Origin of the sequence: Paenibacillus sp. FSL L8-0502 (assembly GCF_038593055.1) — a bacterium.
GTDB lineage: Bacteria > Bacillota > Bacilli > Paenibacillales > Paenibacillaceae > Paenibacillus > Paenibacillus polymyxa_D.
Genome location: NZ_CP151958.1, coordinates 155,808 through 180,000 on the forward strand (window position 1 = coordinate 155,808; position 24,193 = coordinate 180,000).

21 protein-coding genes and 1 other RNA gene (1 of these 22 running past the window's edge) are annotated in these 24,193 nt (G+C 47.8%); 19 read left to right on the top strand and 3 right to left on the bottom strand.

The features are described 5' to 3' along the window. Positions 1-76 precede the first annotated feature (76 nt). The 3 genes from NSQ57_RS00630 (at position 77) to argS (ending at position 3,176) form a co-directional block, all read left to right on the top strand. Positions 77-967, top strand: coding sequence for a LysR family transcriptional regulator (locus tag NSQ57_RS00630; RefSeq protein WP_209950358.1), 891 nt, complete (start codon positions 77-79; stop codon positions 965-967). A gap of 92 nt (positions 968-1,059) precedes the next feature. After that, on the top strand, positions 1,060-1,494 hold the full coding sequence (locus NSQ57_RS00635; protein WP_080658551.1) for a DUF1934 domain-containing protein: 435 nt from the start codon (positions 1,060-1,062) through the stop codon (positions 1,492-1,494). A 2-nt stretch (positions 1,495-1,496) separates the two neighbouring features. Then, positions 1,497-3,176: an arginine--tRNA ligase gene (argS, locus tag NSQ57_RS00640; RefSeq protein WP_342425496.1), complete on the top strand. Its 1,680-nt coding sequence runs from the start codon at positions 1,497-1,499 to the stop codon at positions 3,174-3,176. A 110-nt stretch (positions 3,177-3,286) separates the two neighbouring features. On the opposite strand, the gene NSQ57_RS00645 is transcribed toward argS, so the two are convergent. Together NSQ57_RS00645 and NSQ57_RS00650 are read right to left on the bottom strand one after the other, a co-directional pair. Then, positions 3,287-4,147 carry a hypothetical protein gene (locus tag NSQ57_RS00645; RefSeq protein ID WP_342425497.1) on the bottom strand — a complete coding sequence of 287 codons (861 nt, stop codon included), beginning with the start codon at positions 4,145-4,147 and terminating at the stop codon, positions 3,287-3,289. A 126-nt stretch (positions 4,148-4,273) separates the two neighbouring features. Next, entirely contained in the window at positions 4,274-5,167 is an 894-nt protein-coding gene (locus NSQ57_RS00650; protein WP_342425498.1) for a LysR family transcriptional regulator, read from the bottom strand. A gap of 202 nt (positions 5,168-5,369) precedes the next feature. Here NSQ57_RS00650 and NSQ57_RS00655 point away from each other — a divergent pair, with 202 nt between their 5' ends. Genes NSQ57_RS00655 through NSQ57_RS00670 form a run of 4 tightly spaced genes read left to right on the top strand, consistent with a single transcriptional unit; the run spans position 5,370 to position 10,514 of the window. Beyond that, positions 5,370-6,368 carry an ABC transporter ATP-binding protein gene (locus NSQ57_RS00655; protein WP_341040373.1) on the top strand — a complete coding sequence of 333 codons (999 nt, stop codon included), beginning with the start codon at positions 5,370-5,372 and terminating at the stop codon, positions 6,366-6,368. Positions 6,369-6,386: 18 nt separating this feature from the next. Next, a complete protein-coding gene (locus tag NSQ57_RS00660; RefSeq protein WP_029514900.1) occupies positions 6,387-7,457 on the top strand; it encodes an ABC transporter substrate-binding protein in 1,071 nt (356 codons plus the stop codon). A gap of 4 nt (positions 7,458-7,461) precedes the next feature. Continuing rightward, the gene (locus tag NSQ57_RS00665) at positions 7,462-9,132 is read left to right on the top strand and encodes an iron ABC transporter permease (RefSeq protein WP_069011478.1); all 1,671 of its coding nucleotides are present in this window, start codon (positions 7,462-7,464) and stop codon (positions 9,130-9,132) included. Beyond that, entirely contained in the window at positions 9,129-10,514 is a 1,386-nt protein-coding gene (locus NSQ57_RS00670; RefSeq protein ID WP_342426107.1) for an MBL fold metallo-hydrolase, read from the top strand. Before NSQ57_RS00665 ends, NSQ57_RS00670 begins: the two co-directional genes overlap by 4 nt. A gap of 14 nt (positions 10,515-10,528) precedes the next feature. Here the strand turns inward: NSQ57_RS00670 and NSQ57_RS00675 are convergent, their stop codons facing one another. Next, the gene (locus NSQ57_RS00675) at positions 10,529-11,689 is read right to left on the bottom strand and encodes a S8 family peptidase (RefSeq protein WP_029514895.1); all 1,161 of its coding nucleotides are present in this window, start codon (positions 11,687-11,689) and stop codon (positions 10,529-10,531) included. Positions 11,690-12,093: 404 nt separating this feature from the next. On the opposite strand from NSQ57_RS00675, the gene rpoE reads away from it, so the two are divergent. The 12 genes from rpoE to recR all read left to right on the top strand — a co-directional run. Further along, on the top strand, positions 12,094-12,639 hold the full coding sequence (gene rpoE / locus NSQ57_RS00680) for a DNA-directed RNA polymerase subunit delta (RefSeq protein ID WP_029514893.1): 546 nt from the start codon (positions 12,094-12,096) through the stop codon (positions 12,637-12,639). 401 nt (positions 12,640-13,040) lie between these two features. After that, complete coding sequence (locus NSQ57_RS00685; RefSeq protein WP_013368772.1) at positions 13,041-14,642, top strand: CTP synthase; 1,602 nt, start codon at positions 13,041-13,043, stop codon at positions 14,640-14,642. A 213-nt stretch (positions 14,643-14,855) separates the two neighbouring features. Continuing rightward, entirely contained in the window at positions 14,856-15,224 is a 369-nt protein-coding gene (locus tag NSQ57_RS00690; RefSeq protein ID WP_013308218.1) for a response regulator, read from the top strand. A 248-nt stretch (positions 15,225-15,472) separates the two neighbouring features. Further along, positions 15,473-16,327: a class II fructose-1,6-bisphosphate aldolase gene (gene fba, locus NSQ57_RS00695; RefSeq protein ID WP_013308219.1), complete on the top strand. Its 855-nt coding sequence runs from the start codon at positions 15,473-15,475 to the stop codon at positions 16,325-16,327. 226 nt (positions 16,328-16,553) lie between these two features. Next, positions 16,554-17,807, top strand: a complete 1,254-nt coding sequence (locus tag NSQ57_RS00700; protein ID WP_029514892.1) for a UDP-N-acetylglucosamine 1-carboxyvinyltransferase — start codon at positions 16,554-16,556, stop codon at positions 17,805-17,807. A gap of 259 nt (positions 17,808-18,066) precedes the next feature. After that, positions 18,067-19,404, top strand: a complete 1,338-nt coding sequence (gene rho, locus NSQ57_RS00705) for a transcription termination factor Rho (RefSeq protein ID WP_029514891.1) — start codon at positions 18,067-18,069, stop codon at positions 19,402-19,404. Between the two features lie 96 nt (positions 19,405-19,500). Further along, positions 19,501-20,772 carry a radical SAM protein gene (locus tag NSQ57_RS00710; protein ID WP_029514889.1) on the top strand — a complete coding sequence of 424 codons (1,272 nt, stop codon included), beginning with the start codon at positions 19,501-19,503 and terminating at the stop codon, positions 20,770-20,772. Positions 20,773-20,929: 157 nt separating this feature from the next. Then, positions 20,930-21,127, top strand: a complete 198-nt coding sequence (rpmE, locus tag NSQ57_RS00715) for a 50S ribosomal protein L31 (protein ID WP_013308223.1) — start codon at positions 20,930-20,932, stop codon at positions 21,125-21,127. A gap of 110 nt (positions 21,128-21,237) precedes the next feature. Next, positions 21,238-21,504: signal recognition particle sRNA large type (ffs, locus tag NSQ57_RS00720), an RNA gene on the top strand. A 158-nt stretch (positions 21,505-21,662) separates the two neighbouring features. Next, the gene (gene dnaX, locus NSQ57_RS00725; protein WP_342425499.1) at positions 21,663-23,414 is read left to right on the top strand and encodes a DNA polymerase III subunit gamma/tau; all 1,752 of its coding nucleotides are present in this window, start codon (positions 21,663-21,665) and stop codon (positions 23,412-23,414) included. Positions 23,415-23,457: 43 nt separating this feature from the next. Then, complete coding sequence (locus tag NSQ57_RS00730; protein ID WP_013308226.1) at positions 23,458-23,769, top strand: YbaB/EbfC family nucleoid-associated protein; 312 nt, start codon at positions 23,458-23,460, stop codon at positions 23,767-23,769. Between the two features lie 27 nt (positions 23,770-23,796). Beyond that, positions 23,797-24,193, top strand: the 5' portion of a protein-coding gene (gene recR / locus NSQ57_RS00735) for a recombination mediator RecR (RefSeq protein WP_013308227.1). 203 nt of this gene lie beyond the right edge of the window; only the first 397 of its 600 coding nucleotides appear in the window; the start codon lies at positions 23,797-23,799; the stop codon falls past the right edge of the window.

Here is a 24,193-nt window from a genome sequence, read left to right on the forward strand (position 1 = left end):
CCCAACCATATGAATAATATTTAATATATATTAGAGGTATAGGTTTTACATATATCAGTACCGGAGGGCCATAATGATGGAATTGAGACATCTCAAGTATTTTTTGGCGATCGCAGAGGCCGGACAGATTACAGCGGCAGCCAAAAAGCTGCAAATCGCACAGCCTCCCTTAAGTCAGCAGCTCATGCAACTGGAGGAAGAGCTTGGTGTAAAGCTCGTGCATCGAGGCTCGCGAAGCATCCAGTTGACGGAGGCCGGCATCATTTTACAGAATAGGGCCAAGCAGATTCTGGAGCTGACAGATGCCACAACGAGAGAAATTAACGATTTTGCCTTGGGGATGAAGGGTACGCTTACCATTGGAACGGTCTCCTCTTCCGGCGCAGCCCTAATGAAAGACAGGCTTTCCGAATTTCATAAAACCTATGCGGGTGTAAAATTTGAAATTCATGAGGGAAATACCTTTAGGATTCTCGATCTTTTGAACAAAGGAATTGTCGAGGTCGGTATCGTCAGAACCCCTTTTAATACCACTGATTTAGGGTGCAGATATGCGTCCTCCGAACCGATGATCGCAGTGATGACAGAAGAACATGACTGGAACCCCGAACAGAAGACCATCCCGTTGTCTGGCTTGAAAAACAGGCCGCTCATCGTATATCGCCGCTTTGAACAATTGATCCACGATACCTGTATAAAGCATGGCTTTGAGCCAAATTTCTTTTGCAAAAACGATGATGCTCGCACCACGCTTCATTGGGCTAATGAAGGGCTGGGGATCGGTATGATTTCGCGGTCTGCGTTGTCACTCGGAAGCAATAACCAGTTAATCGTTAAGGAAATTATGTGTGAAGAATTGCATACACGTGTGGCGGCTGTCTGGATGAAGGATAAATACATGTCTTCTCTAGCCTCTCGATTCATTGAAAGTTTTAGCCAAGCATCTGATGGAGCTGACTTAAGGTAGCTAAATTTTTTGGATGAAAGCATCTTTTTGTAAAAACTCATTTGAATTGCAATCGGGAACTGGATATAGTAGTACAGTAGGATAGCAATAGAATGGAGTTTGAATACATGCCACATAATGCAAAGGTCCGAATCCGTCTTCATAGTCATCATGACGGAGAAGATGTGGTACAGGAACTTCCCGGAGAAGCGATTGTGCGTGGGAAGCATCTATATATAAGGTACGATGAGCCGCAAGAAAGTCCTGAGGGCGGTACGACACGGAACACAGTCAAGATCGGACCGGATGAGCTAAAGCTGATTCGTCACGGTGAGGTACAATCAGAGCAGTCGTTTGCGCTGGGACGCAGGTTGCCTGGATTTTACCGCTCGCCTTATTTAAACCTGAACATGTCTGCGCATACGCAGAAGCTTGATATTCGGATGGATGGATTCAGCGGACATGTGAGCTGGACCTATGATCTGTACGTATTTGAGGATTTCTCGGGGCATTTTGCCATCAGTTTGCATATACAGGAGGAGCAATAATCATGACAAGCAATCCACTGGAACTTATTAATCAAAAGGTGACTTTAGCAATCGAGGCGGCGGTGCTGGCTGCCGGAATCGTGAGCCGCGAAGAGCTGCCGACCATTACGCTGGAGGTGCCCAAGGACAAGTCACACGGTGATTTGGCTACCAACGTTGCGATGCAGCTCACCCGCATTGCGAAGAAGAACCCACGGCAAATCGCTGAAGACTTAATCGCGAATATGGATTTAGCTTCCGCTTCTATTGAAAGTGCGGAAATCGCTGGACCGGGTTTTATTAACTTCCGCCTGAACAAGAGCTACCTGTACGCAGTCATTGGACAAGTGCAGGAGCAGGGGGCAGATTACGGGCGTATACAGGAAGGTGCAGGCAAAAAGGTACAAATCGAGTTTGTCAGCGCCAATCCGACAGGTAGCCTTCACTTAGGTCATGCACGTGGTGCAGCCGTAGGGGATGCTCTTTGCAACGTGCTTGATTTTGCCGGATACAAAGTAACTCGTGAATACTACATTAATGATGCGGGCAACCAGATTTACAACATGAGCCGCTCTATTGAAGCGCGTTATTTGCAGGAGCTGGGACAGCCTGCGGAGATGCCGGAGGATGGTTACCATGGTGAGGATATCATCGGGTTTGCCAAGGAACTGGTGGCCGAAAAGGGCGATTCTCTGTTGTCCATGGAACCGGGAGATCGTGCTGCTTATTTCCGTGACTACGGTCTGGAAAAGGAACTAAACAAGATTAAGCGTGATCTGGAGCTGTTCCGTGTACCTTTTGACTCCTGGTTCAGCGAAACGTCGCTGTATGAAAATGGTGAAGTGCTTAAAGCGCTGAATGAGCTGCGTGACCGTGAAGAGATTTACGAGAAGGACGGAGCTACATGGCTGAATACGACCAAGTACGGCGACGATAAAGACCGTGTCTTGATCAAAAATGACGGTACATATACGTACCTGACCCCGGATATCGCTTACCATCGCGATAAATATGCTCGTGGGTATGACACGATCATCAACATTTGGGGAGCGGATCACCATGGCTATATTCCACGGATGAAGGCAGCAATGGAAGCACTGGGTAATGACCCGGATAAGCTTAAAGTGTTGATTGCCCAAATGGTCAGCTTGTTCCAAAATGGGGAAAAAGTAAAAATGTCCAAACGTACTGGCAAGGCCGTGACGATGGAAGATCTGATGGAAGAAGTGGGTGTAGACGCGATCCGTTACTTCTTCACTATGCGCAGCATGGATTCGCACCTGGATTTTGACATGGATTTGGCGATTTCCACTTCCAATGAGAATCCAGTATTCTACGTACAATATGCGCACGCACGTGCATGCAGCGTATATCGTCAAGCTGAAGAGCAGGGGATTGCTGTGCTGCCGTTGGCGGAAGTTGACTTGTCCAAGCTGACGGCTGAGCATGAATACGATTTGCTCCACAAAATCGGCGAGCTGCCGGAGGAAGTATCGGTGGCGGCTGCAAACTTTGCACCACACCGTATGATTCGCTATGTCTACGAGCTGGCTTCATTGTTCCACAGCTACTATAAGGCAGAGCGCGTCATTACAGAGGATGCCGCTCAAACGCAGGCACGCTTGGCGTTGTTTGGTGCGGTGCGCACGACCATTGCCAACGTACTGAAGCTAGTGGGCGTGTCTGCACCGGAACGTATGTAAGCAAGCAACTTTAACATCATGACCTTGTAGTCATATAAATAATAATAAAATGAACCGAGGCGCCACTCTCAACAGGTTGGCGCCTCGGTTCATTTTTATGTTGGATTAGCTTAGTAGCGTTCCAGTACCAAATTCGTTTTCAGGGAATCGGCGGGAACCATCCATCCTTTGGATTGCAACAGGTTCATCAGCTTGGTGCGGTTGCTGGCGGCAACACTGTAATCCGAGGTTTTGAAGGAGATTTCGATAATATTTTCTGTACCTGATCCGTTTGCGCTGCGAATAGGCCATATTTCAACGTCGGTATCCAGTCCCTGAAAGCTACCTTCATATTTGCTGACCTGTACCGGACCGCGTACTCTGGAGTCTGCCAGAGTTTTCTTGCCCCAGTTGCTGGATTTCCAGTTTTGCAGCTTGCCCGGAAGATTATCCTGTAGTTGCTTTAATGCTTGATCTGGGGAAGGCAGAGCCAATCCTTTGGAGGCATTTGTTTTTTTATCATTGGAAAAACTTAGTGTTTGCTTGCTGTATCCCCAATCCACCTCAGCCTCATAATTATCATCAGATGCGCTGAACCCTTCTTTATTCGCTTGGGTGAGCGCCGCGTCGATATTTCCATTTGTGACCGTATAGCGCTTTTTGTAGGTTAATTCATAATTTTTTTTGTCCTCTTTTTTGCGAAACCTCACGTTCCAGCCCTCGTCATTTAATTGCAATGAATTTGTATCAAAATACTCGACGCTCAATCGTTGTGCATCGTCGCTAATTTGAAACTCGTTCACGATGCCACTTTTTAATGAGCCATCCGCATTGAGCACCTGAGCCGTATCCAGTAGTAGCTTCACCTCATAGCTTGGTGTGGCATTGGCGGCAGCTTGTACCGGTTCTGCTCCTTTCCATCCTGTTACGAGCAGTACTGCACTCAGAGTTACTACCGACATCAATTGGGTGATACGAAGGCCTGTTTTCATTTCATCCTCTCCTGTTCGTCCGAATAGGTTACACGCTACACTTTACGGGTGTATTGTCAGTCGTATGTCAAAGCAAGAGGGTACTCCGGTAAAAAAAAGACATAACTTCTATATGACAGGTAAGATTTAATCTTGGTTCCATGATAAATATTCGGTGAATCTGTGAATGAGCGCCGAGCGATGGCGGTCTTTGTTGCTGACCATATAAATATACCGCTCAACAGACTGCCCCGGAATAGGTCTTACAACCAGTAAGCCCCGCTCAACCTCTGAATGAACGGCAATGCGAGAGACAAAGGAGATGTGTTCTCCCAGCATAACCGCCTGTTTGATGGCTTCCAGTGAATCCAACTCCAGATAGGAGGGAAGTCGCCGACTCCCACGCTCCAGCCATTTGTCGGTCACGTGGCGTGTGCTGGAATCCTTGCCATGTAATACGAAGGAGGAAGAAGCGATAAGCTCGGGTGTCAAATCGGTTTCGTTGGCGAGCGGATGAGTGGGTGAGCAGATGAGCATCAGTTCATCTTCGCCCAAGGATTCTGAGAGTAGCGTTGGGGATTGAAACGGCTCTGCCGAAATGATGCCAAGATCAATTTCGTGACGAGCGAGCATGTCCTTGATCACGGGCGCAGTTTTCACAGACAAGGCGATGTGAATGCTCGGATGCTCACGGGCAAAGCGGTGCAACACAGCAGGAAGCAAGTAGGTAGCGGGTACATAGCTTGCGCCAATACGTATGCTTCCCCGCTGGAGCGTATCGAACTCGCGGACGACTCGCTCAGCTTCGGCAGCCAGTGCATTAATTTTGCTGGCATAGTGCAGTAGCGCATTTCCAGCATCCGTCAGGATGATTTTGCCCATGCGTGTGTCAAACAGCTTTACGCCGAATTCACGCTCCAGATTTTTCATATGAAAAGTAACAGTAGGTTGCTTTAAGCCAAGAAGCTCGGCGACCGTGGTAATTTTATGGTGCTTATTCAGCAGTTCTACAATATGTAACTTTAGAAGACTTAAATTCACTTAGAATGCCTCGCTTTCAGGTTAATCGAACAATCATGCCTATTTGTATGGGTAGCAGCATTAATCCCCTCTATATAGATTAAATCTATGAGTATTAACACAATTCATTGAAATAATTAATTTTGTTTTAACTTTCCAATAACACAGCTTGCGAATTCAAGTTTTACACTGGGGTCAGTCAGAAGAACAGGCAGGTAATGCGATGAATCAGGATCTATATATTCACGGATTAAGTAAAACCTTCAGCCAAATAACAGCGCTGCATGAGACGAATCTGGTCGTACGACGGGGCAAATTCACAACACTGCTCGGACCGTCCGGATGTGGGAAAACAACGCTCTTGCGCTTGATTGCTGGTCTGGAGACACCGGATACCGGCACAATCACGATGGGAGAGGAAATTCTTTTTTCGGCTGAACGAAAAAAGGATATTCCCGCACATCTCCGCCACTTTGGTATGGTCTTTCAGGATTTCGCTCTGTGGCCGCATATGACGGTGTTTGAAAATGTGGCCTTCGGCCTGCGTGCGGGCAAGCGGGGGAAAGGGTTTGCCAGCGCCCGAGACAAGGAACTGCGGACAGTGGTGCTGGAGGCGCTCGACATGGTCAGATTGTCAGGGATGGAGGATCGGTATCCTCATCAGCTGTCCGGTGGTCAGCAGCAGCGGGTTGCCTTCGCAAGAGCGGTTGCTATCCGGCCTCGACTGGTGTTGTTCGACGAGCCTCTCAGTGCGCTGGATGCGGTGCTACGGGAGGAGATGCGCATTGAGATGTTGTCGCTTGTGCGCGATCTGGGGCTGACCGCCCTATATGTCACCCATGATCAGATCGAGGCCATGTCCATGTCTGATGAAGTGGTTGTTATGAAAAGTGGACATATTTTGCAGACCGGAACACCAGAGGTGATCTACGGTTGCCCAGCTCATCCAGAGGTGGCGAGGTTTATCGGCAAATCCAACTGGCTGGAGTTGGAACGGACACTATTTCGTCCTGAACATGTCCGTTGGGAACAGGAGCAAGCGGATCAGCACGCTTTTACAGTAGAGATCCTGCATGTCAGCTATGTCGGCGATCGTTATGAAATTCGTATACTAGCCGAGAGCGGCGAGCAATGGACTGCATATCATTCCATCCGCTTGCCCATAGGTCAACAAATGAACATTTGGGTATCACCGCAACACATCCACCAACTTGAAGCATAGGGAAAAGGGGTATATAAGATGATGAATAGGCATGTTTTTCGTACAGGATGGAAAAAAGGGACGATGCTCGCATTAACATTGACTTTTGGACTCGCTGTGGCGGGTTGCGGAACAGCAACGCCAACCAAGGATGGGGCGCCAGCTAATGGATCAGCAGGACAAGCGGAGGCGGCATCCACCGATCAGAAGTTGGTGGTCTACAGCGCAGGCCCGGATGGACTGGCGAAAAAGCTGATAGCAGGATATGAGGCGCAGAGCGGAGTGAAGGTAGAGTTGTTTCAGGGAACGACAGGAAAAATTTTGGCCCGTATGGAAGCCGAGAAGACGAATCCGGTAGCGGACGTGGTTGTGCTGGCATCGCTTCCGTCTGTACAAGGCTTGAAAAAGGAAGGACTAACACTGCCTTACCCGGATGCCAAAAACGCGGACAAGCTAAATCCAGACTGGTCCGATAAGGAGGGCAACTACTTCAGTACCAGTGCTTCTGCTCTGGGCATTGCGTATAACACAAAGCTGGTGAAAACACCACCAACTTCATGGGCCGATTTAGCGAAGCCTGAGTACAAGGATCAGGTTAACATCCCCGACCCATCACTGTCCGGCTCAGCATTGGACTTTATGACAGGCTATCTGAGCGCCAAGGGCGATGGAGGCTGGACGTTGTTTGAGCAGTACAAGGCAAACGGTGTGGCCATGGCTGGTGCCAATCAGGAAGCGCTGGACCCCGTGATTACCGGAGCTAAAGGTATAGTCGTTGCTGCGGTCGATTACATGACCTACAAGGCTAAAGCCAAAGGCGAGCCGATTGACATCGTCTATCCAACAGAGGGAACCGTCATCAGCCCACGTCCCGCTGCAATTCTCAAGTCAACGCAGCATGAGCAGAATGCCAAGGCATTTATTGACTATCTGTTGTCGGACGACGCACAGAAACTAGTAGCGGATGCCTCCTTACTCCCGGGCCGCACGGATATCAAAGCTGACAAGCGTGCCAATCTGGACGAGATCCCATTGCTGAAGACCAATTGGGAATGGATGGGCGAACATGGATCAGACGTGACAGAGAAGTTCACGCAAATGTTCAAATAAGCCGATGGGAGGCTTATCCGTTAAACACATCAGAGCGTGGTGTCTGACGCTGGCTCTGATCGCGCTTCTTTTCTTGATTGTGATGCCGTTGCTGCAAATCTTTATCCAAAGTGTGTATGTTGATGAAGAATTTCAGTGGGATGCACCTTTTCGAACGTTAGCTGCTTCACCATTTGCGGGAGTGCTATTCAGCTCGATTTGGCTAGGTATCTGTGTGATTGCAGGAACAACGGTACTTGCACTTCCGCTAGCCTGGATCATGTCCAACACTCGTCTTGCGCACTGGCGCTGGTTGGATGTCGTGCTGCTAATTCCGTTTATGACCCCGCCCTATATCGGGTCCATGGGCTGGATTCTGTTTATGCAAAAAAACGGATATCTGGAGCAGTTGTTCCCGGACCTGTATTTCTTAACGCCATCCTTCTTTAGCCTTGGTGGCATGGTGATGATCATGAGCCTACATCTATTTCCATTCCTGTACCTGCTGCTGCGCGGGGCGCTGGTGAGGATTGGCGGGAGTCTGGAGGAGGCGGGTGCCGTAATGGGCGGCGGCTTTCTGTACAGATTCCGTCGAATCATTTTACCGCTGCTGCTTTCGGCTTACGGAATGGGCGCGCTGCTCATTTTCGTTAAAACGATTGCCGAGTTTGGCACCCCCGCTACCTTTGGGCGACGTATCGGGTATGAGGTCATGACTTCAGAAATCCACAAATACATTTCTAGCTGGCCCATAGATTTTAGCAAAGCGACGTCGATGGCCTCGGTGCTGTTAACCGCCTGCCTGCTCATGTGGTATGCGCAGTCGGTGATCAACCGGAAGTTTACGTATAGGCTGGTAGGTGGTAAAGGTTCGCGTCCGTCCCGTCTTCGTATATCCGGTTGGACTACGGGGCTGAGTGTTGCATTCATTCTATTGTTGCTCATTGCGTCCATTGGCATTCCTTATTTTTCAATTCTTTCAGCCTCGACGATGAAGCTGAGGGGAATGGGACTTGCCTGGGATAATTTGACGCTCGACTCTTACAAGGAACTGCTGTCTTGGGGATCAGAGAGTATGGAGGCGCTCCTGAACAGCGTATTTCTCTCTTTGGGCGCATCGACGCTTGCTGTGGTGCTGGGCACTTGGTTTGCACTTGTCATTGGCGGCTCACGCACAAGAATCCAACGGACGGTTGATGCATTTAGTTTGCTTCCGAATACGGTGCCGGGAATTGTTATGGTGGTGGGCCTGATTTTGTGGTGGAACTCACCATGGATGCCGATTCCATTGTATAACACATACGGCATGGTCATTCTGACGTATGTTATCTTGTTTGTTCCTTATACTGTGCAGTATGTCAAAAGCGCCTTTACACAGGTGGACGCTGGCCTTTTTCAGGCGGGGCAGGTATTTGGCGGGCGACCGTCTTATATATTCCGCCGGATTGTACTGCCGCTGATTGTACCGGGAATGCTCGCTGGTTGGATGATGACATTTACCATTGCTTCACGCGAATTGGTAGGATCATTACTGATTTTGCCACCATCCGTTCAGACGTCAGCAACCTACATATTTGCACAATTTGAACAGGGACAGGTGTCGCTTGGGATGGCGATGGCTGTCATATCGGTCGGAATGACCACGTTGCTACTGATCTTAATGGAAAGCTTAAACTCGCGAAGAAAGTGGAAATAATCATGACTAAGCTTAGGATTTGGGGAGGGGCGGGCGAACATGGCCGTTCCTGCTATGTTTTTGAAGGAAAACAGCATCGCGTCATGCTGGATTGTGGCGTGAAAAAGGAAGGAACCGGACAATATCCGGTTTTCCCACCGCAGGTGGCGGAGAGACTGACCGCTGTATTGCTGTCTCATGCACATGAGGATCATTCCATGGCACTCCCCCTACTGTACAAGTATGGATACCAGGGGGAGGTCTGGACGACCAAGGCCACTGCTGAGCAGTTAGGCTCCTATTTTCGCTCCTGGCATACTTATGTTGAATCAAGAGGAGCAGAACTACCATACGACGAACAGAACATCCAATCCATTGCTTATCGCTATCTAGAAGATGAGGCGCCAGCAGGAGAATGGCTTGAGGCTTGTCCGAGTATGAGAATCATGTGGGGACGCAGTGGACATTTGGCTGGTGCAGTATGGTATGTGGTAGAAATGGAAGGGAAGCGGTTGTTTTTTTCTGGAGATTACAGCCGCGAATCTGAGCTTCTTGCTGCCGATGCGCCAGACTTGGGTGTTGGGGAGGGGCTGCATGACCTGCCTGAATGGAAGTCAGAGCCCAATCTAGCGGACATATCCATTATGGACAATGCGTATGGCATGGATATAGACCCGCAGCCTGTTAAGCTGGAGCGGCTGAGGGTCGAGATGGAGCGGATATTATGGTCTGGTGGCCATGTGTTGTTGCCGGTGCCTGCCTTTGGCAGAGGACAGGACTTGATTGTATGGGCTAGTGAGCAATTCCCTGAACAGGCAATGATTGTAGAGCACGACATATGGCAGGGATTGAAACAGTTAAGCCGCTGGAAAGAATGGCTGCGTCCGGAAGCTCTAGCGCGAATAAAACATGTGCTAAACAGTGACAGGGTCTTCGTGCCTCGTGATGCTGCGGAACGAGTGAGTCTGCTGGAACAGAACCCAACGGCTATTATCATAACAAGAGACGGCATGATGGATTCCCCACAGGCGCGCTGGTACTATCAGTATCTATCGGATAACCGCAACATGGGGGAGGGTAATGATAGCGGAGAAAGAATCAGCAACAGTGTTATATTGACCGGGCATGCTCCACATGGTTCTTTTGGCAAATATCTGTTGGAACGTGTGGATCAAAATAACAGCTGTGTAGCTCGGCATTTGATTTATAAGGTGCATCAGGGATTATCAGATGTGCGGCAAATGCTGAAGGAGCTGCCTAGCAAACAGGTTGTACTCGTTCATGCGCCGAAGCTGCAGACTGACCTGGTACGAGATGAGTTGATAAGAGAAGAAAATAGTGGATGTGAAGGTCCTTCCAGAAAAGTTCACTCTCTGGAGCCAGGCGATACACTAGAGGTTTAGCATCACATCATCATTCACTTTGTGCCCTCCTGCATCAACCGGAAGGCATCGACTTCGCCAAGTTTGGTCGAGATAGAGCTACGTCCAGCGCTTTTGCGCAGGCGTAGTGGTGTGGCGGTACGCTTAAGCAACGCCTTGATTTCTCCAGGCCCCAGTTCCGGCCTCAGTGAAAGGAGAAGTGCGATGCTTCCGGTCACATGGGAAGTAGCCATAGAGGTACCACTCATTTCGTGATGCTTGCCATGGATCCAGGAGGATGTGATCTTTTCGCCAGGTGCGTACACGTCTACAAATTGCCCTCGGTTGCTGAAAGGTGCAATGCGTCTGTATTTGTCAGTAGCCCCCACTGAGATCGTCTGGGAATAGCGGGCGGGGTAGTCAATACTTCGGCGCTTGCCCTCGTTTCCTGAGGACGCTACAACGACGATGCCGTTATGATATGCCTTATTCACCATATCAAGTAATGCCTTGCTGCGCGACTTCATACCAAAGCTCATATTGATGATATCGACACGATTTAATACACACCAGTCGATACCAAGAATGATATCGGAGACGTAGGCGGCTCCATTATGATCAAATGCTTTTACGGGATGAATTAAAGCTCGTGGTGCTACGCCCACCATACCTTCGTCATAGTTGGACGCCGCGATAGTTCCAGCAATATGAGTACCATGGCCATTATCGTCATAGGGTAGCATGGTTCGGTTAAGCAAATTAATACCTCTGGCGAGAGAATGGCGAAGATCAGGATGTTGAAAATCCGCTCCTGTGTCGATCACACCGATTCTGACCCGATTCCCTGTCGAGGAAGGCCAAGCCTTGTATGCACGTACCTGTTTGACTCCCCATGGCATGGAAAGGTTCTTCTCTGCTTTTGGTATATGAGCAGTTTCAGCGTGAACCTTCATGCGGGTATCTTCTTCAACGGTAACACCGTTGTGATATTTGCCCAGCCTGTCTCCCCCTGAAAGCGGAGCGATTAAAGCACGGATTAGTCTGGCCGGTTGTACTTGCCGTAATCCCGCAAGCTCGGGTTTCAGCTTCCTGAGATAGGACAGGCATTCCCGGTATTGGTGAGGCTTATCGAACGTGATGATCTGTTTGTTCCGTCCACTGCCGGACGGCTCCGAAATACCCTCATGCAAACGCTGCAAAAAATCCGGATAGTCCATTTGAGACGGTCCCCCTCCGATGAGCCATGCTGAGGTATAGTATGAGCAAGCGTCAGCTGCGGCATGGGAAACCTGCCCCTTTTTTAAGTAAATAGGCCTGCTTGTCGTGTCAAAGTGGATGTGGACACATACGATACATGGAGGGCATAAGCTCTTGTGCAACAACTTTGGGGGGTTCTCCCGAAGCGGGTACAGTCGAAGACGGGGGGGACCCCGTCTTTTTACGTGTGCCGTCTTGTTTAGGGGGATATTCCTGGAAATTATGACGATACCCATCTTTAACTTGCAATTTGCTTCCAAATAGGTTTTACTTAGTTTTGATAATGGATATGTTAGTATTGCATGTATCGTGTATGCTCTGAAACATGTTCTTGTGAATTACGTGTGAGAGGAAGTGTCCCTAGGTGAGTACCCCACTCAACTTGAAGATTGACCCGGAGAAAGTCCACGAGACTCCAATGGTGGACTTGGCATTTATGGTATTGAAAGCAGCCAATACTCCATATTATTACCGTGACCTGATGAAGGAAGTCGCCAAATTGCGCGGCTTGTCTGACGAAGAAATTAATGACGTTATTGCTCAGCTATATACTGAAATCAACATTGACGGGCGTTTTGCCTGTGTCGGTACGAATCTGTGGGGCTTGAAACGTTGGTATCCGGTAGATAAATCCGAAGATGCCCTGACAGGCGCCAAGCGTCCTCGTATTATTAACGACGAAGACGATGACGACGAAGATGACTATCATGAAGAAGAAACATACAACTCTGATGACGACTTCGATGCAGATAGCGAAGACGAGGACGGCGAAGACGAGCTGTTCGACGGAGAAGATGATGATGATAGTGATGAAGACGTGGTTATAGACGACGAGGACCTCAGTGATGAGGAAGATTCAGAAGATGAAAATGACGATGAGTCGACGGAAGACGACGATTCACTTCGTTAGGAACAGGCTGCAAGGGGAGATGCGTTCTCCCCTTTTCATGACCGTTTTATTGAAAACCTCTTCTGATTTAAAGCTTTCAGGTGGATTCTCTCCAATCTGGTTCAATGGACAAATTAACACATATAACTTCCTTGACAGCGGATTGGACACGGGGTAAACTATTGCTTGGGCTTATGATTGATTCACTTATATGTTTGCTTTTTTTATAAAAGTGCCCCGTACTACGGGAGTGCTTTTTTGTTTTTTATAGGGGTGTTTTCACTCATGAAAGAAGGCTAAGGGCGGCGGACATGGAAAATGATTCCGCTGCCTTCTTCATGGATGATAATCCGTGCAAACGGGTTACGATAACATCATAATGTCGCCTGAATTTTGCATCTTATCTAGGAGGGTTTTGAACAGTGACAAAGTATATTTTTGTGACAGGCGGGGTTGTGTCTTCCTTGGGCAAAGGGATTACGGCAGCTTCACTGGGGAGGCTTTTGAAGAACAGGGGACTGAAGGTAACGATTCAAAAATTTGACCCTTACCTGAATGTCGATCCGGGTACGATGAGTCCTTACCAGCACGGTGAAGTGTTTGTAACGGATGATGGTGCGGAAACGGACCTTGACTTGGGACACTATGAGCGCTTTATTGATATTAATCTGTCCAAGAACAGCAATGTCACAACAGGCAAGGTATATTCCAGCGTAATCAGCAAAGAGCGTCGCGGAGAATATTTGGGCGGTACGGTGCAGGTTATCCCTCATATTACGAACGAAATCAAGGAGCGCGTGTACCGTGCAGGCCGTGAAGCGGGTTCGGACGTAATTATTACAGAAATCGGCGGTACTGTGGGCGATATTGAGAGCTTGCCATTTTTGGAAGCTATTCGTCAGCTCAAAAGCGAAGTTGGGCGCGAAAATGTGATGTATATTCACGTAACGCTCATTCCTTATATTAAAGCTGCTGGTGAGGTTAAAACCAAGCCAACCCAGCACAGTGTAAAAGAACTGCGCAGCATCGGCATCCAACCGAATGTCATTGTTTGCCGTACAGAGCATGAACTGTCCTCCGATATGAAGGCTAAAATTGCATTGTTCTGCGATATTGATGCGAATGCAGTGGTAGAATGCCGCGATGCTTCAACCCTCTACGAGGTTCCGTTGAACCTACGTGAAGAAGGCTTGGACGAAATCGTAGTTAACCATCTCAAGCTGACAACACCTGCACCAGATATGACCGAATGGGAAGGGTTAGTTGATCGAATCAGCAAGCTGGATAAAACGGTTGAAATTGCTATTGTTGGTAAATATGTTGCATTACATGATGCTTATTTAAGTGTGGTTGAATCACTTTCGCACGCTGGATTTGATGCGAATGCAGACGTAAAAATCCGTTGGGTGAACGCTGAAGAAGTGACGGACGAGAACGTAGCTGACATGCTGGGCGGCATTGGCGGCATTCTCGTACCAGGTGGCTTCGGCGATCGCGGAATTGAAGGCAAAATTAGTACTATCCGTTATGCACGGGAGCAAAAAATTCCGTTCTTCGGTATTTGTCTGGGTATGCAGGTATCTGTCATTGAGGTTGCACGTTCCCTGGCTGGTCTCGAAGGAGCCAACAGCTCGGAAATTAATCCGGCAACGGATTATCCTGTCATTGACTTGCTTCCCGACCAAAAAGACATCGAAGATCTGGGCGGTACGATGCGTCTTGGCTTGTATCCATGCAAACTGGTGGAAGGTTCCCTGGCTTCGGCTTGCTACAACGACGAGCTGGTGTACGAAAGACACCGTCATCGGTACGAATTCAATAACGAATATCGTGAAGTTATTGAAAAAGCGGGTCTTCGCATTTCCGGTACTTCACCGGATGGACGCTTGGTGGAAATCGTGGAGCTCCCTGAGCATCCGTGGTTCCTGGCGGTACAATTCCACCCGGAATTTACTTCCCGTCCGAATCGTCCGCAGCCTTTGTTCCGTGAATTTGTAAAGGCAGCATTGCAGCTTCAAGGTTAATGCTACGGCTTGAAAGACCTCCTACGGGAGGTCTTTTTTTATCCCATGCTTCCTGATTATGAAAGAATATTCCACAATTATGTATTAGAGAAGGATTTTCTTTTTGCAGGAGCGAATATAGTTTTAGGTATGGGACGGATATTGTACGTCATCGGACGCTGTTATGGCAATAGCTGCATGATCCTCGTTTTAAGATCTTAGGAGGTTAAAACATTGGAAAAGAAGAAAGTATTAATCGTCGATGACCAGAATGGAATACGGATTTTACTGATGGAAGTGTTCGGAAGTGAGGGTTATGAGACCTTTCAGGCGGCGAACGGGAAAATTGCACTTGAAATTGTTGAGAAGGAACCACCTGATCTGGTTCTGCTCGATATGAAAATTCCAGGTATGGACGGACTCGAAATTCTGAAACATCTAAAAACCATGAATCCCGATATCAAGGTTATTATGATGACAGCATATGGAGAACTGGACATGATTAAAGAGGCGACGGAGCTAGGTGCGCTAATGCATTTTACCAAGCCCTTTGATATTGACGAAATGCGGATTGCTGTGAACAAACAACTCAGAGGTGACTAGGTGAGTCACGGTGGTTGAGAACTCTGTTAACACAACAGGGTTTTTTGTTTGTGATTATGGGAAATACTGAAAGTAAATCCTCTCCTTATACAATTCTATCGAAAAACGGCGTCCTGAGCGTGATTTTTGTATGTGTTGATATGCAAAAGCTTGTTTAGTATTTAACATGGGTTGTGGTATAATAAGCCCGTATGTGATGTCGGCTAAAAATATAGACAAACCCAAACACCTTTAGGAGGACTGTAACCATGCCATTGGTATCTATGAAAGACATGTTGAACAAAGCACTCGAAGGAAAATACGCAGTAGGTCAATACAACATTAATAACCTGGAGTGGACTCAAGCTATTTTGGGCGCTGCTGAAGAAGAAAAATCCCCAGTAATCTTGGGTGTTTCTGAAGGCGCAGCACGTCACATGGGCGGATTCTACACTGTAGTTAAAATGGTAGAAGGTCTTATTCATGACATGAAAATCACCGTTCCGGTTGCGATCCATTTGGACCACGGTTCCAGCTTTGAAAAATGTAAAGAAGCTATCGACGCTGGGTTCACATCCGTTATGATTGACGATTCCCACAGCCCAATCGACACAAACATTGCTACAACGAAAAAAGTGGTTGAATATGCTCATTCCAAAGGCGTTTCTGTTGAAGCTGAAGTTGGAATGGTTGGCGGTCAAGAGGATGATGTTGTCGGCGACGTAATGTACGCTAAGTTGGACGACTGTCTGCGTATCGTTAACGAAACAGGTATCGATACACTGGCACCTGCACTGGGTTCCGTACACGGACCATACAAAGGCGAGCCAAACCTCGGATTCAAAGAAATGGAAGAGATCTGCAATGCAATCAAACTTCCACTCGTTCTGCACGGTGGTACTGGCATCCCAACACATGACATTAAAAAAGCAATCTCCTTGGGAACTTCCAAAATCAATGTAAACACTGAGAACCAAATCGTATTTGCGAAAGTGGTTCGTGAAGTGCTTGCTGAGAAACCGGATGCTTATGACCCACGTACATTCATCGCTCCAGGTCGTGAAGCGATTAAACAAACCGTTATCGGTAAAATTCGTGAGTTCGGTTCCAACAACAAAGCGTAATAATAAGTTAAACTGGTCGTGCGTCTGCACAGGCTAGATGTATTTCTTAGTTGTAGCTGTAGTTCTGCTGCACAAAATACTTAAATCTGTACAGTTGAATAGTTTGGTATGGAAAGCACACCGCTTAGCCGGTGTCTTTCCATTTTCACCACTAAAAAAGTTAAAAATTTTGATTTGAGATTATTGTTTGACCGACTGCAAAACACGTAGGGGGACCCTCAAGCTTATGGAAAAATTGATGATCACCGGTGGACGGCCGCTTCAGGGTACAGTTTCCATCAGCGGTGCCAAAAACAGTGCCATCGCCTTGATTCCCGCAGCCATTCTGGCAGAGTCGGAAGTCATTTTGGACAATTTGCCACTGTTAAGTGATGTGGCGGTGTATTCCGAGATACTGGAGGAACTTGGTGCAACGGTTGCCTGGGAAGGTAGCCAGATGAAAATAGATCCATCCTCTATTAAATCCATTCCTATGCCGAATGGGCCTGTTAAGAAATTACGAGCCTCTTATTATATGATGGGAGCCATGCTGGGCAGATTCAAGGAAGCGATCATCGGTTTGCCAGGAGGGTGCAATTTCGAACCCCGGCCCATTGATCAGCATATCAAAGGTTTTGAAGCGCTGGGTGCCACGGTTACGAACGAGCACGGCGCTATTCATTTGCACGCCAAAGAACTGCGCGGAACCAAGATTTACTTGGATGTTAGCAGCGTAGGCGCTACCATTAATATTATGCTGGCGGCAGCACGTGCCAAAGGCGCCACAATTATCGAAAATGCGGCTAAAGAGCCTGAGATTATAGATGTAGCAACCCTTTTAAACTCTATGGGGGCCATTATTAAAGGCGCCGGTACGGAGACGATTCGAATTGAAGGTGTGTCGGAGCTACATGGCTGCCGTCATTCCATTATACCTGACCGTATACAAGCGGGCACATACATGATTGCTGCTGCGGCAACCCGTGGAAATGTATTGATTGACAACGTAATCCCCAAACATATGGAGGCTCTCACTGCAAAAATGCAGGAAATGGGCATCGGTATCGAGGAATATGATGAAAGTATTCGCGTACTGGGTGCACCTTCTTATGAACATGTCGACGTTAAAGCCTTGATATACCCCGGATTCGCCACAGATTTACAATCTCCCATGACCAGCTTGCTTACCCAAGCGCAGGGTGTCAGTGTATTGAGCGATTTTGTGTACAGCAGTCGTTTTAAGCACGTCCCTGAGCTGGTGCGTATGGGGGCTAAAATTCGCGTAGAGGGTCGGTCTGCCATTATAGAGGGTGGTCGATTGAATGCAGCTAAAGTAAAAGCGGCAGATCTGCGCGCCGGAGCGGCCCTTGTCATTGCTGGACTTACAGTAAGCGAAGGCGTAACCGAGGTGACGGGTGTCGAGTACATTGACCGTGGTTATGATCACCTTGTCTCTAACCTGCGTCTTTTGGGCGCGGATGTATGGCGGCAGACTGAATAATTAAGCCGTGCAATTTTTTCGAACTCCCGGAACGAAAGCGATAGAACGGGCAACACCTGTGCAGCCGCTGCTTGATAAAAGATTGTGGTTCATACCTAACAATCAATTATCGGAAAACCGGAATAATTCGGTATAATCCAGGCAGATGGCTGCATAACTTTATTTGTTTTGGTTAAAATTATGTTAATGGTGTTTATGATATCATTGTCTATCATTTAGATGTATGAATGGACTTAATAATTGAATAGGTGGTTATTATATGGATCTGCAAATTTCCGATCTGGAAGAAATGAAGCTGACCGACCTGTACAAGCTGGCCAAGCAATACCAGATCCCGTACTACGGAACGCTCAAGAAGAAAGAACTAATTTTCGCTATCCTGCGTGCACAAGCTGAGAAGAGCGGATTGATGTTTATGCAAGGGGTTCTGGAAATCCTTCCTGAAGGTTACGGCTTTCTGAGGCCGATCAATTATCTCCCGAGTACCGAAGATATTTACATCTCTGCTTCACAAATCCGCAAGTTTGACTTGAGAACAGGCGATCTTGTTTCCGGTAAGTGCCGAACGCCAAAAGAGAATGAACGATATTTTGGATTGCTTCAAGTTAACGCCGTCAATGGAAGAAGTCCTGAGCAAGCTGCTGAGCGGCTACACTTTCCTGCACTGACTCCACTGTATCCGCAAACCAAATTAGTCCTTGAAACTTCCCCCAACCATTTGTCTACGAGAATTATGGATGTACTGGCCCCTGTCGGACTTGGACAGCGCGGACTCATTGTAGCACCTCCCAAAGCTGGGAAGACGCTTCTCCTCAAAGAAATTGCCAATAGCATTTCTACCAACAATCCCGAGATCGAGCTTTTTGTCTTGTTGATTGATGAACGCCCTGAAGAAGTGACCGATATGCAGCGTTCTGTTAAAGGTGAAGTTGTGGCCTCTACATTTGACGAACTTCCTGAAAATCACATCAAAGTGGCAGAACTCGTGTTGGAGCGTGCGCTACGTCTCGTAGAACATAAAAAGGATGTTGTCATCCTGTTGGATAGCATCACGCGTTTGGCTCGTGCGTACAATCTCGTTATTCCTCCTTCTGGTCGTACTTTGAGTGGGGGTATTGATCCGGCGGCATTTCACCGTCCAAAACGCTTTTTTGGTGCGGCTCGGAATGTGGAGGAAGGCGGTAGCTTGACGATTCTTGCTACAGCGCTGATTGATACAGGATCACGCATGGACGATATCATTTATGAAGAGTTTAAAGGTACAGGCAACATGGAGTTGCATTTGGACCGCAAGCTGGCAGAACGTCGTATCTTCCCTGCGATTGATATTCGTCGTTCCGGCACACGCCGTGAGGAAGTGTTGTTGAACAAGGAAGAATTGGATACGATCTGGGCCATTCGTAAAAATATGACGGAAAGCCATGATTTTGTGGAAGGCTTCCTCAAAAAGCTGCGTAATAGCAAGACTAATGCTGAATTTCTGGCTTCGTTTGATTTGGCGGCACCTTCTTCCGGTGGCTCGCAAAGCAGTTCTGGTGGGCAACAACGGAGAACTACGCGTTCTACCACAGCCTCAGTCCCGGCCTCAACCAACTAAAACCCATTCATGTATTTTATCTGTTCCGTAAGTACACAGTCGTTATCATTCATTTTGTTAATGGCGTAGGCTTAACGGAGCGAAAGGAGCTCCAAAATGTATTTGGTGTATGCCGACGAAAAAGGCAATGTATATGATCATGCTTCTTTGTATGGGCTTGCACGTAGTGCAGACATGATTGTTGAAATCATGGAGGATGAGCTTATTCCGTTACCGGAAGGAGCTACATTGGTAAGCCTGCCCAGCACTCGCCCGGTCGGTATGAACCCTGAAACAGGGGAAATGGTTTCTCTTCCCGGAGATATGCAAGCAGTAGGGGCTTTATTGCCGCAAGGTTTTACACGCTTGTGCCTGCCGGGATATGTGAAGACCGATAAGGAGTACAAGCTTCCCTTGTTCGGTTATTCGGCCGTAGTCTGGAAAGACGGAGCATTTTATGTAACGGCTGAGCAGAGTGACAGTCCGTCCAAGTGGAATCCGGAAAACTGTGACCGCCATCAAGTTAAATTGGGTGTTCAGCGGATGACGGAGCAATATCCCGAAAATCGGCTGTACCAACATTTGTCTAACTGTGCGCTTGGCTACGAATGCCTTACTTCCTCGAACACATTCCTGAATCGCTGGGAGGGGGGAGTTCCGGTATCTTATTCTTGTAATGCGGGTTGCTTTGGGTGTATATCTGAACAGCCAGATGACAGTGGCTTCGTATCTCCGCAGACAAGAATGAACTTCCGTCCTCGCGTCGAAGAAATTGTAGAAGTTATGCTGGAACATTTGAAGACACCGGAATCCATCATTAGTTTTGGTCAAGGTTGCGAAGGTGAGCCTTCCACACAAGCCAAACTGATTATTGATTCGATCAAAGAGGTGCGTTCCATTACGGATATGGGATACATCAATATCAATACGAATGCGGGATTGAGCGATCATATCCGGGGAATCGTGGATGCGGGTCTTGATCTGATGCGCGTTAGTACCATTAGTGCACTGGACGATCATTACAATGCGTATTACAAGCCGCGCGGTTACACGTTGGCTAATGTGGAAAAATCACTTCGTTATGCTTCTGAGCAGGGTGTATATACGTCGATTAATTATTTGATTTTTCCGGGTGTAACTGACCGAGAAGAAGAAATTGAGGCAATGATTGAATTTGCCAAACGAACTAAGCTCAGGCTGATTCAAATGCGTAATTTGAACATCGATCCTGAAAGCTATCTGGAATTGATTCCACCTGCTCAAGGTGAGATCCTTGGCATGAAGCAAATGCTTGAGATTTATCGTGAGGAACTGCCTGATGTAGTCATCGGTTCTTACACTCATGTACCGCCGCAAGGGCAGGCACGTCCCAAATTTGCCAAGGCCTAAAACGGTCACACAGCAATTGAAATACACCTGTTTTGCGCTGTTTCTGAATGCAGAAAAGAGTTGTTGAAACGCTCATATTCAAGTGCTATAATGTGAACATGTGTTCATACAACTCTGGACTGATAGGACGTTCAGGGCGGAAAGAGGTGAAAGTTCAATGCAACAAGCTATTCAACCAACATTTAACGTAACTACTGTCACTTGTGCTTGCGGAAATTCGTTTGAAACTGGTTCTGTGAAAGGATCTCTGCGTGTGGAGATTTGCTCCGCCTGCCACCCGTTCTTCACAGGCAAGCAGAAATTTATTGATGCTGGTGGACGCGTGGATCGTTTCAAAAAGAAATACGGTATCTAATGGATTACCGCAAGTTATAAAGTTATTAGAGCCTTCTGCGACTGCAGAGGGCTCTTTTTGTAATAATGTGTATTTGCTTTTTATGCGGCCTTAAGATATACTTATTTTCACCGTGCTAGATGGGGAGGTAGCGGTGCCCTGTAACTCGCAATCCGCTATAGCGAGGTTGAATTCCTGTTAGAGGTGTTGTTGATGTGAGGCTGGTCCCTGCGCACAATGTTGACGGCTGGGTCCTCCGCAATGAGTACTTGTGAACCTGGTCAGGTCCGGAAGGAAGCAGCCATAAGCAGGCCCACTCTTGTGCCGGAGGGTTGCCTAGCCCGAGTTGCTGTTCAGGATTGCCGCTCGGATCACAACGATCAATAACAGGTGCACGGTATATATTGGTAATTAGGACATCTTGGCAATCATTGCGAAGATGTTTTTTTGTGTTTTATAAATTGGAAGGTGTCTGGTTTAGATTCGGACGGGAGTATAGTATAATGAAGTGACCATGAATGGTCATGAAAGTGAATGGGAAAGAGGGTAACGCGCATTGGAACATATAGCGTTGTACCGTGCTTGGCGGCCGCAGGCTTTCAAGGACATGGTAGGACAACAGCATATTATCCAGACATTGCAGAATGCTATCCGCGAAAATCGCACGTCCCATGCTTACCTGTTCAGCGGTCCACGAGGAACAGGTAAGACGAGTGCGGCCAAAATTTTGGCCAAGGCAATCAACTGTGAGCATGGACCTGCGCCGGAACCTTGCAACGAATGCGAAGCCTGTAAACGGATCACGGCCGGAGCGGTCATGGATGTACAGGAGATTGATGCAGCCTCCAACCGGGGCGTTGAAGAGATTCGTGATTTGCGCGATAAAGTCAAATATGCGCCCACAGAAGTGCGGCACAAGGTTTATATCATTGATGAAGTGCACATGCTGACGACGGAAGCGTTCAATGCGCTGCTCAAGACGCTGGAAGAGCCGCCGCCACACGTGATGTTCATATTGGCTACGACTGAACCACATCGGATTCCGGCTACCATTATTTCGCGTTGCCAGCGGTTTGACTTCCGCCGTGTATCGCTGGAAGAACAGACAGAGCGGCTTGATCTGATATGTCAACAGGAGAACATACAGGCTGATTCGGATGCACTGCAGTACATTGCCCGTCTTTCAGATGGCGGGATGCGAGATGCGGTTAGCGTTTTGGATCAGATATCCTCGTTTACAGATGGTCGGGTTACTTATCAGCAGGTGCTGGACATGACGGGAGGTATTGCGTCCGAGCAATTCGGTAAGCTTGCCTTAGCATTGCTGAAAGAAGATGTGGGCACGGTGCTCCAAATGATCGAGAGCTTTATGCAGGAAGGTAAAAGTGCAGATAAGTGCATGGAGAATCTTCTGTACTATTTCCGAGATCTGCTAATGATCAAGATGGTGCCTCAGGCGACCAAAATGACGGAGCGAGTGCTGGATCCAGAGCGATTTAAGGAAGTGGCAGATGCTTTTACCAAGGAGCAACTCTTTGCAATGATTGACACCCTTAATCGTTACCAGAGCGAGATGAAATATGCCGTACAGCCCCAAACCTTGTTTGAGGTAGCTCTATTGAAGCTATGTAGTATTCCGGGGGAAGCGGGGGCTGTTGCTCAGCCAACCGCACAACGCTCTGGCGCTGCAGCTGATCAGGAAGATGTCGTAATGTTGAAGCGCCAGCTTGCTGAGCTCGAAAAGAAACTGGAGCGCGCGCTGCAAGGTGGATTGGGCGTTGGAGCGGGACAGGAAGCATCGTCGGGTGGTCGTCAGGCTTCCGGGGGTCGTGCCCCTGCTCCGCGGATTTCAGCGCCAGCCAAGCTTCCTTCCCAGTTGGATCGCTATATCGCTGAGAAGTCAAGCGAAGCATTCGCAGCAGCAGGACGTAAGTGGAGCCAGATTTTGCAAGGGGTAAAAGAGGCGAAAGTTACGGTTCATGCCTGGTTTATGGACGGTGAGCCGGTTTCTGTGTTAGAGGACAGTGTGCTGGTCGCATTTAAGAACAATATTCATCGTGAAACTACCGAAAAGCCTGCCAATAAGCAGGTCATCGAGAAGGTATTACATGAGCAGTTGGGTCATCCTTATCGTTTAGTAACGATGATGCAAAAGGATTGGAATGCTGCGATTGAAGGAGTTTCCGACCAGCCTGCCGAAGAATTGCAACTGGAGCCGGAGCATGATGCGCCGGGAAAGTCCAAGGAGCCCTGGATTGATGAAGCTATTCAACTTTTCGGGGAAGATTTGGTAGTCATTAAAGATTAAAGCAAGTGTCTAGATGTATACTTCATTAAAGGAGATGATTGAAATGAACAATATGAACCAAATGATGAAGCAAGTGAAAAAAATGCAGGAACAAATGCTGAAAGCCCAAGAGGAACTTGGCGGAAAAGTAATCGAAGGAACTTCTGGCGGCGGTGTTGTGACGGTGGAGGTAAATGGACATAAAAAAGTGTTGTCCATCACGATCAAACCGGAAGCTGTAGATCCTGATGATGTAGAAATGTTGCAAGATCTTGTGCTGACTGCAGTCAATGATGCTTTGTCCAAAGCAGATGAACTGGCTAATGATGATATGGGTAAATTTACAGGCGGCATGAAAATTCCGGGCTTGTTCTAGTCTGCCGCATAAAGGAGAAACACGCTATTGTATTATCCGGAGCCGATTGCAAAGCTAATTGACGCTTTTACGCGCCTGCCGGGAGTAGGGCCAAAGACGGCTGCTCGGTTGGCTTTTCACGTACTGAAAATGAAGGAAGATGATGTGATTGACTTTGCCAAAGCGCTGGTCAATGTGAAACGTAACCTTCACTTCTGTTCAGTATGCGGCAACATTACGGACACAGACCCATGTCGGATCTGTCAGGATAAGACAAGGGATACTTCCGTCATTTGTGTTGTTCAGGATTCCAAGGATTTGGTGGCTATGGAGCGTACCAAGGAGTTTAATGGTTTTTACCATGTGCTTCACGGGGCGATATCTCCTATGGAGGGAATTGGTCCTGAGGATATCAAACTCAAGGAATTGCTGAACAGACTCAGTG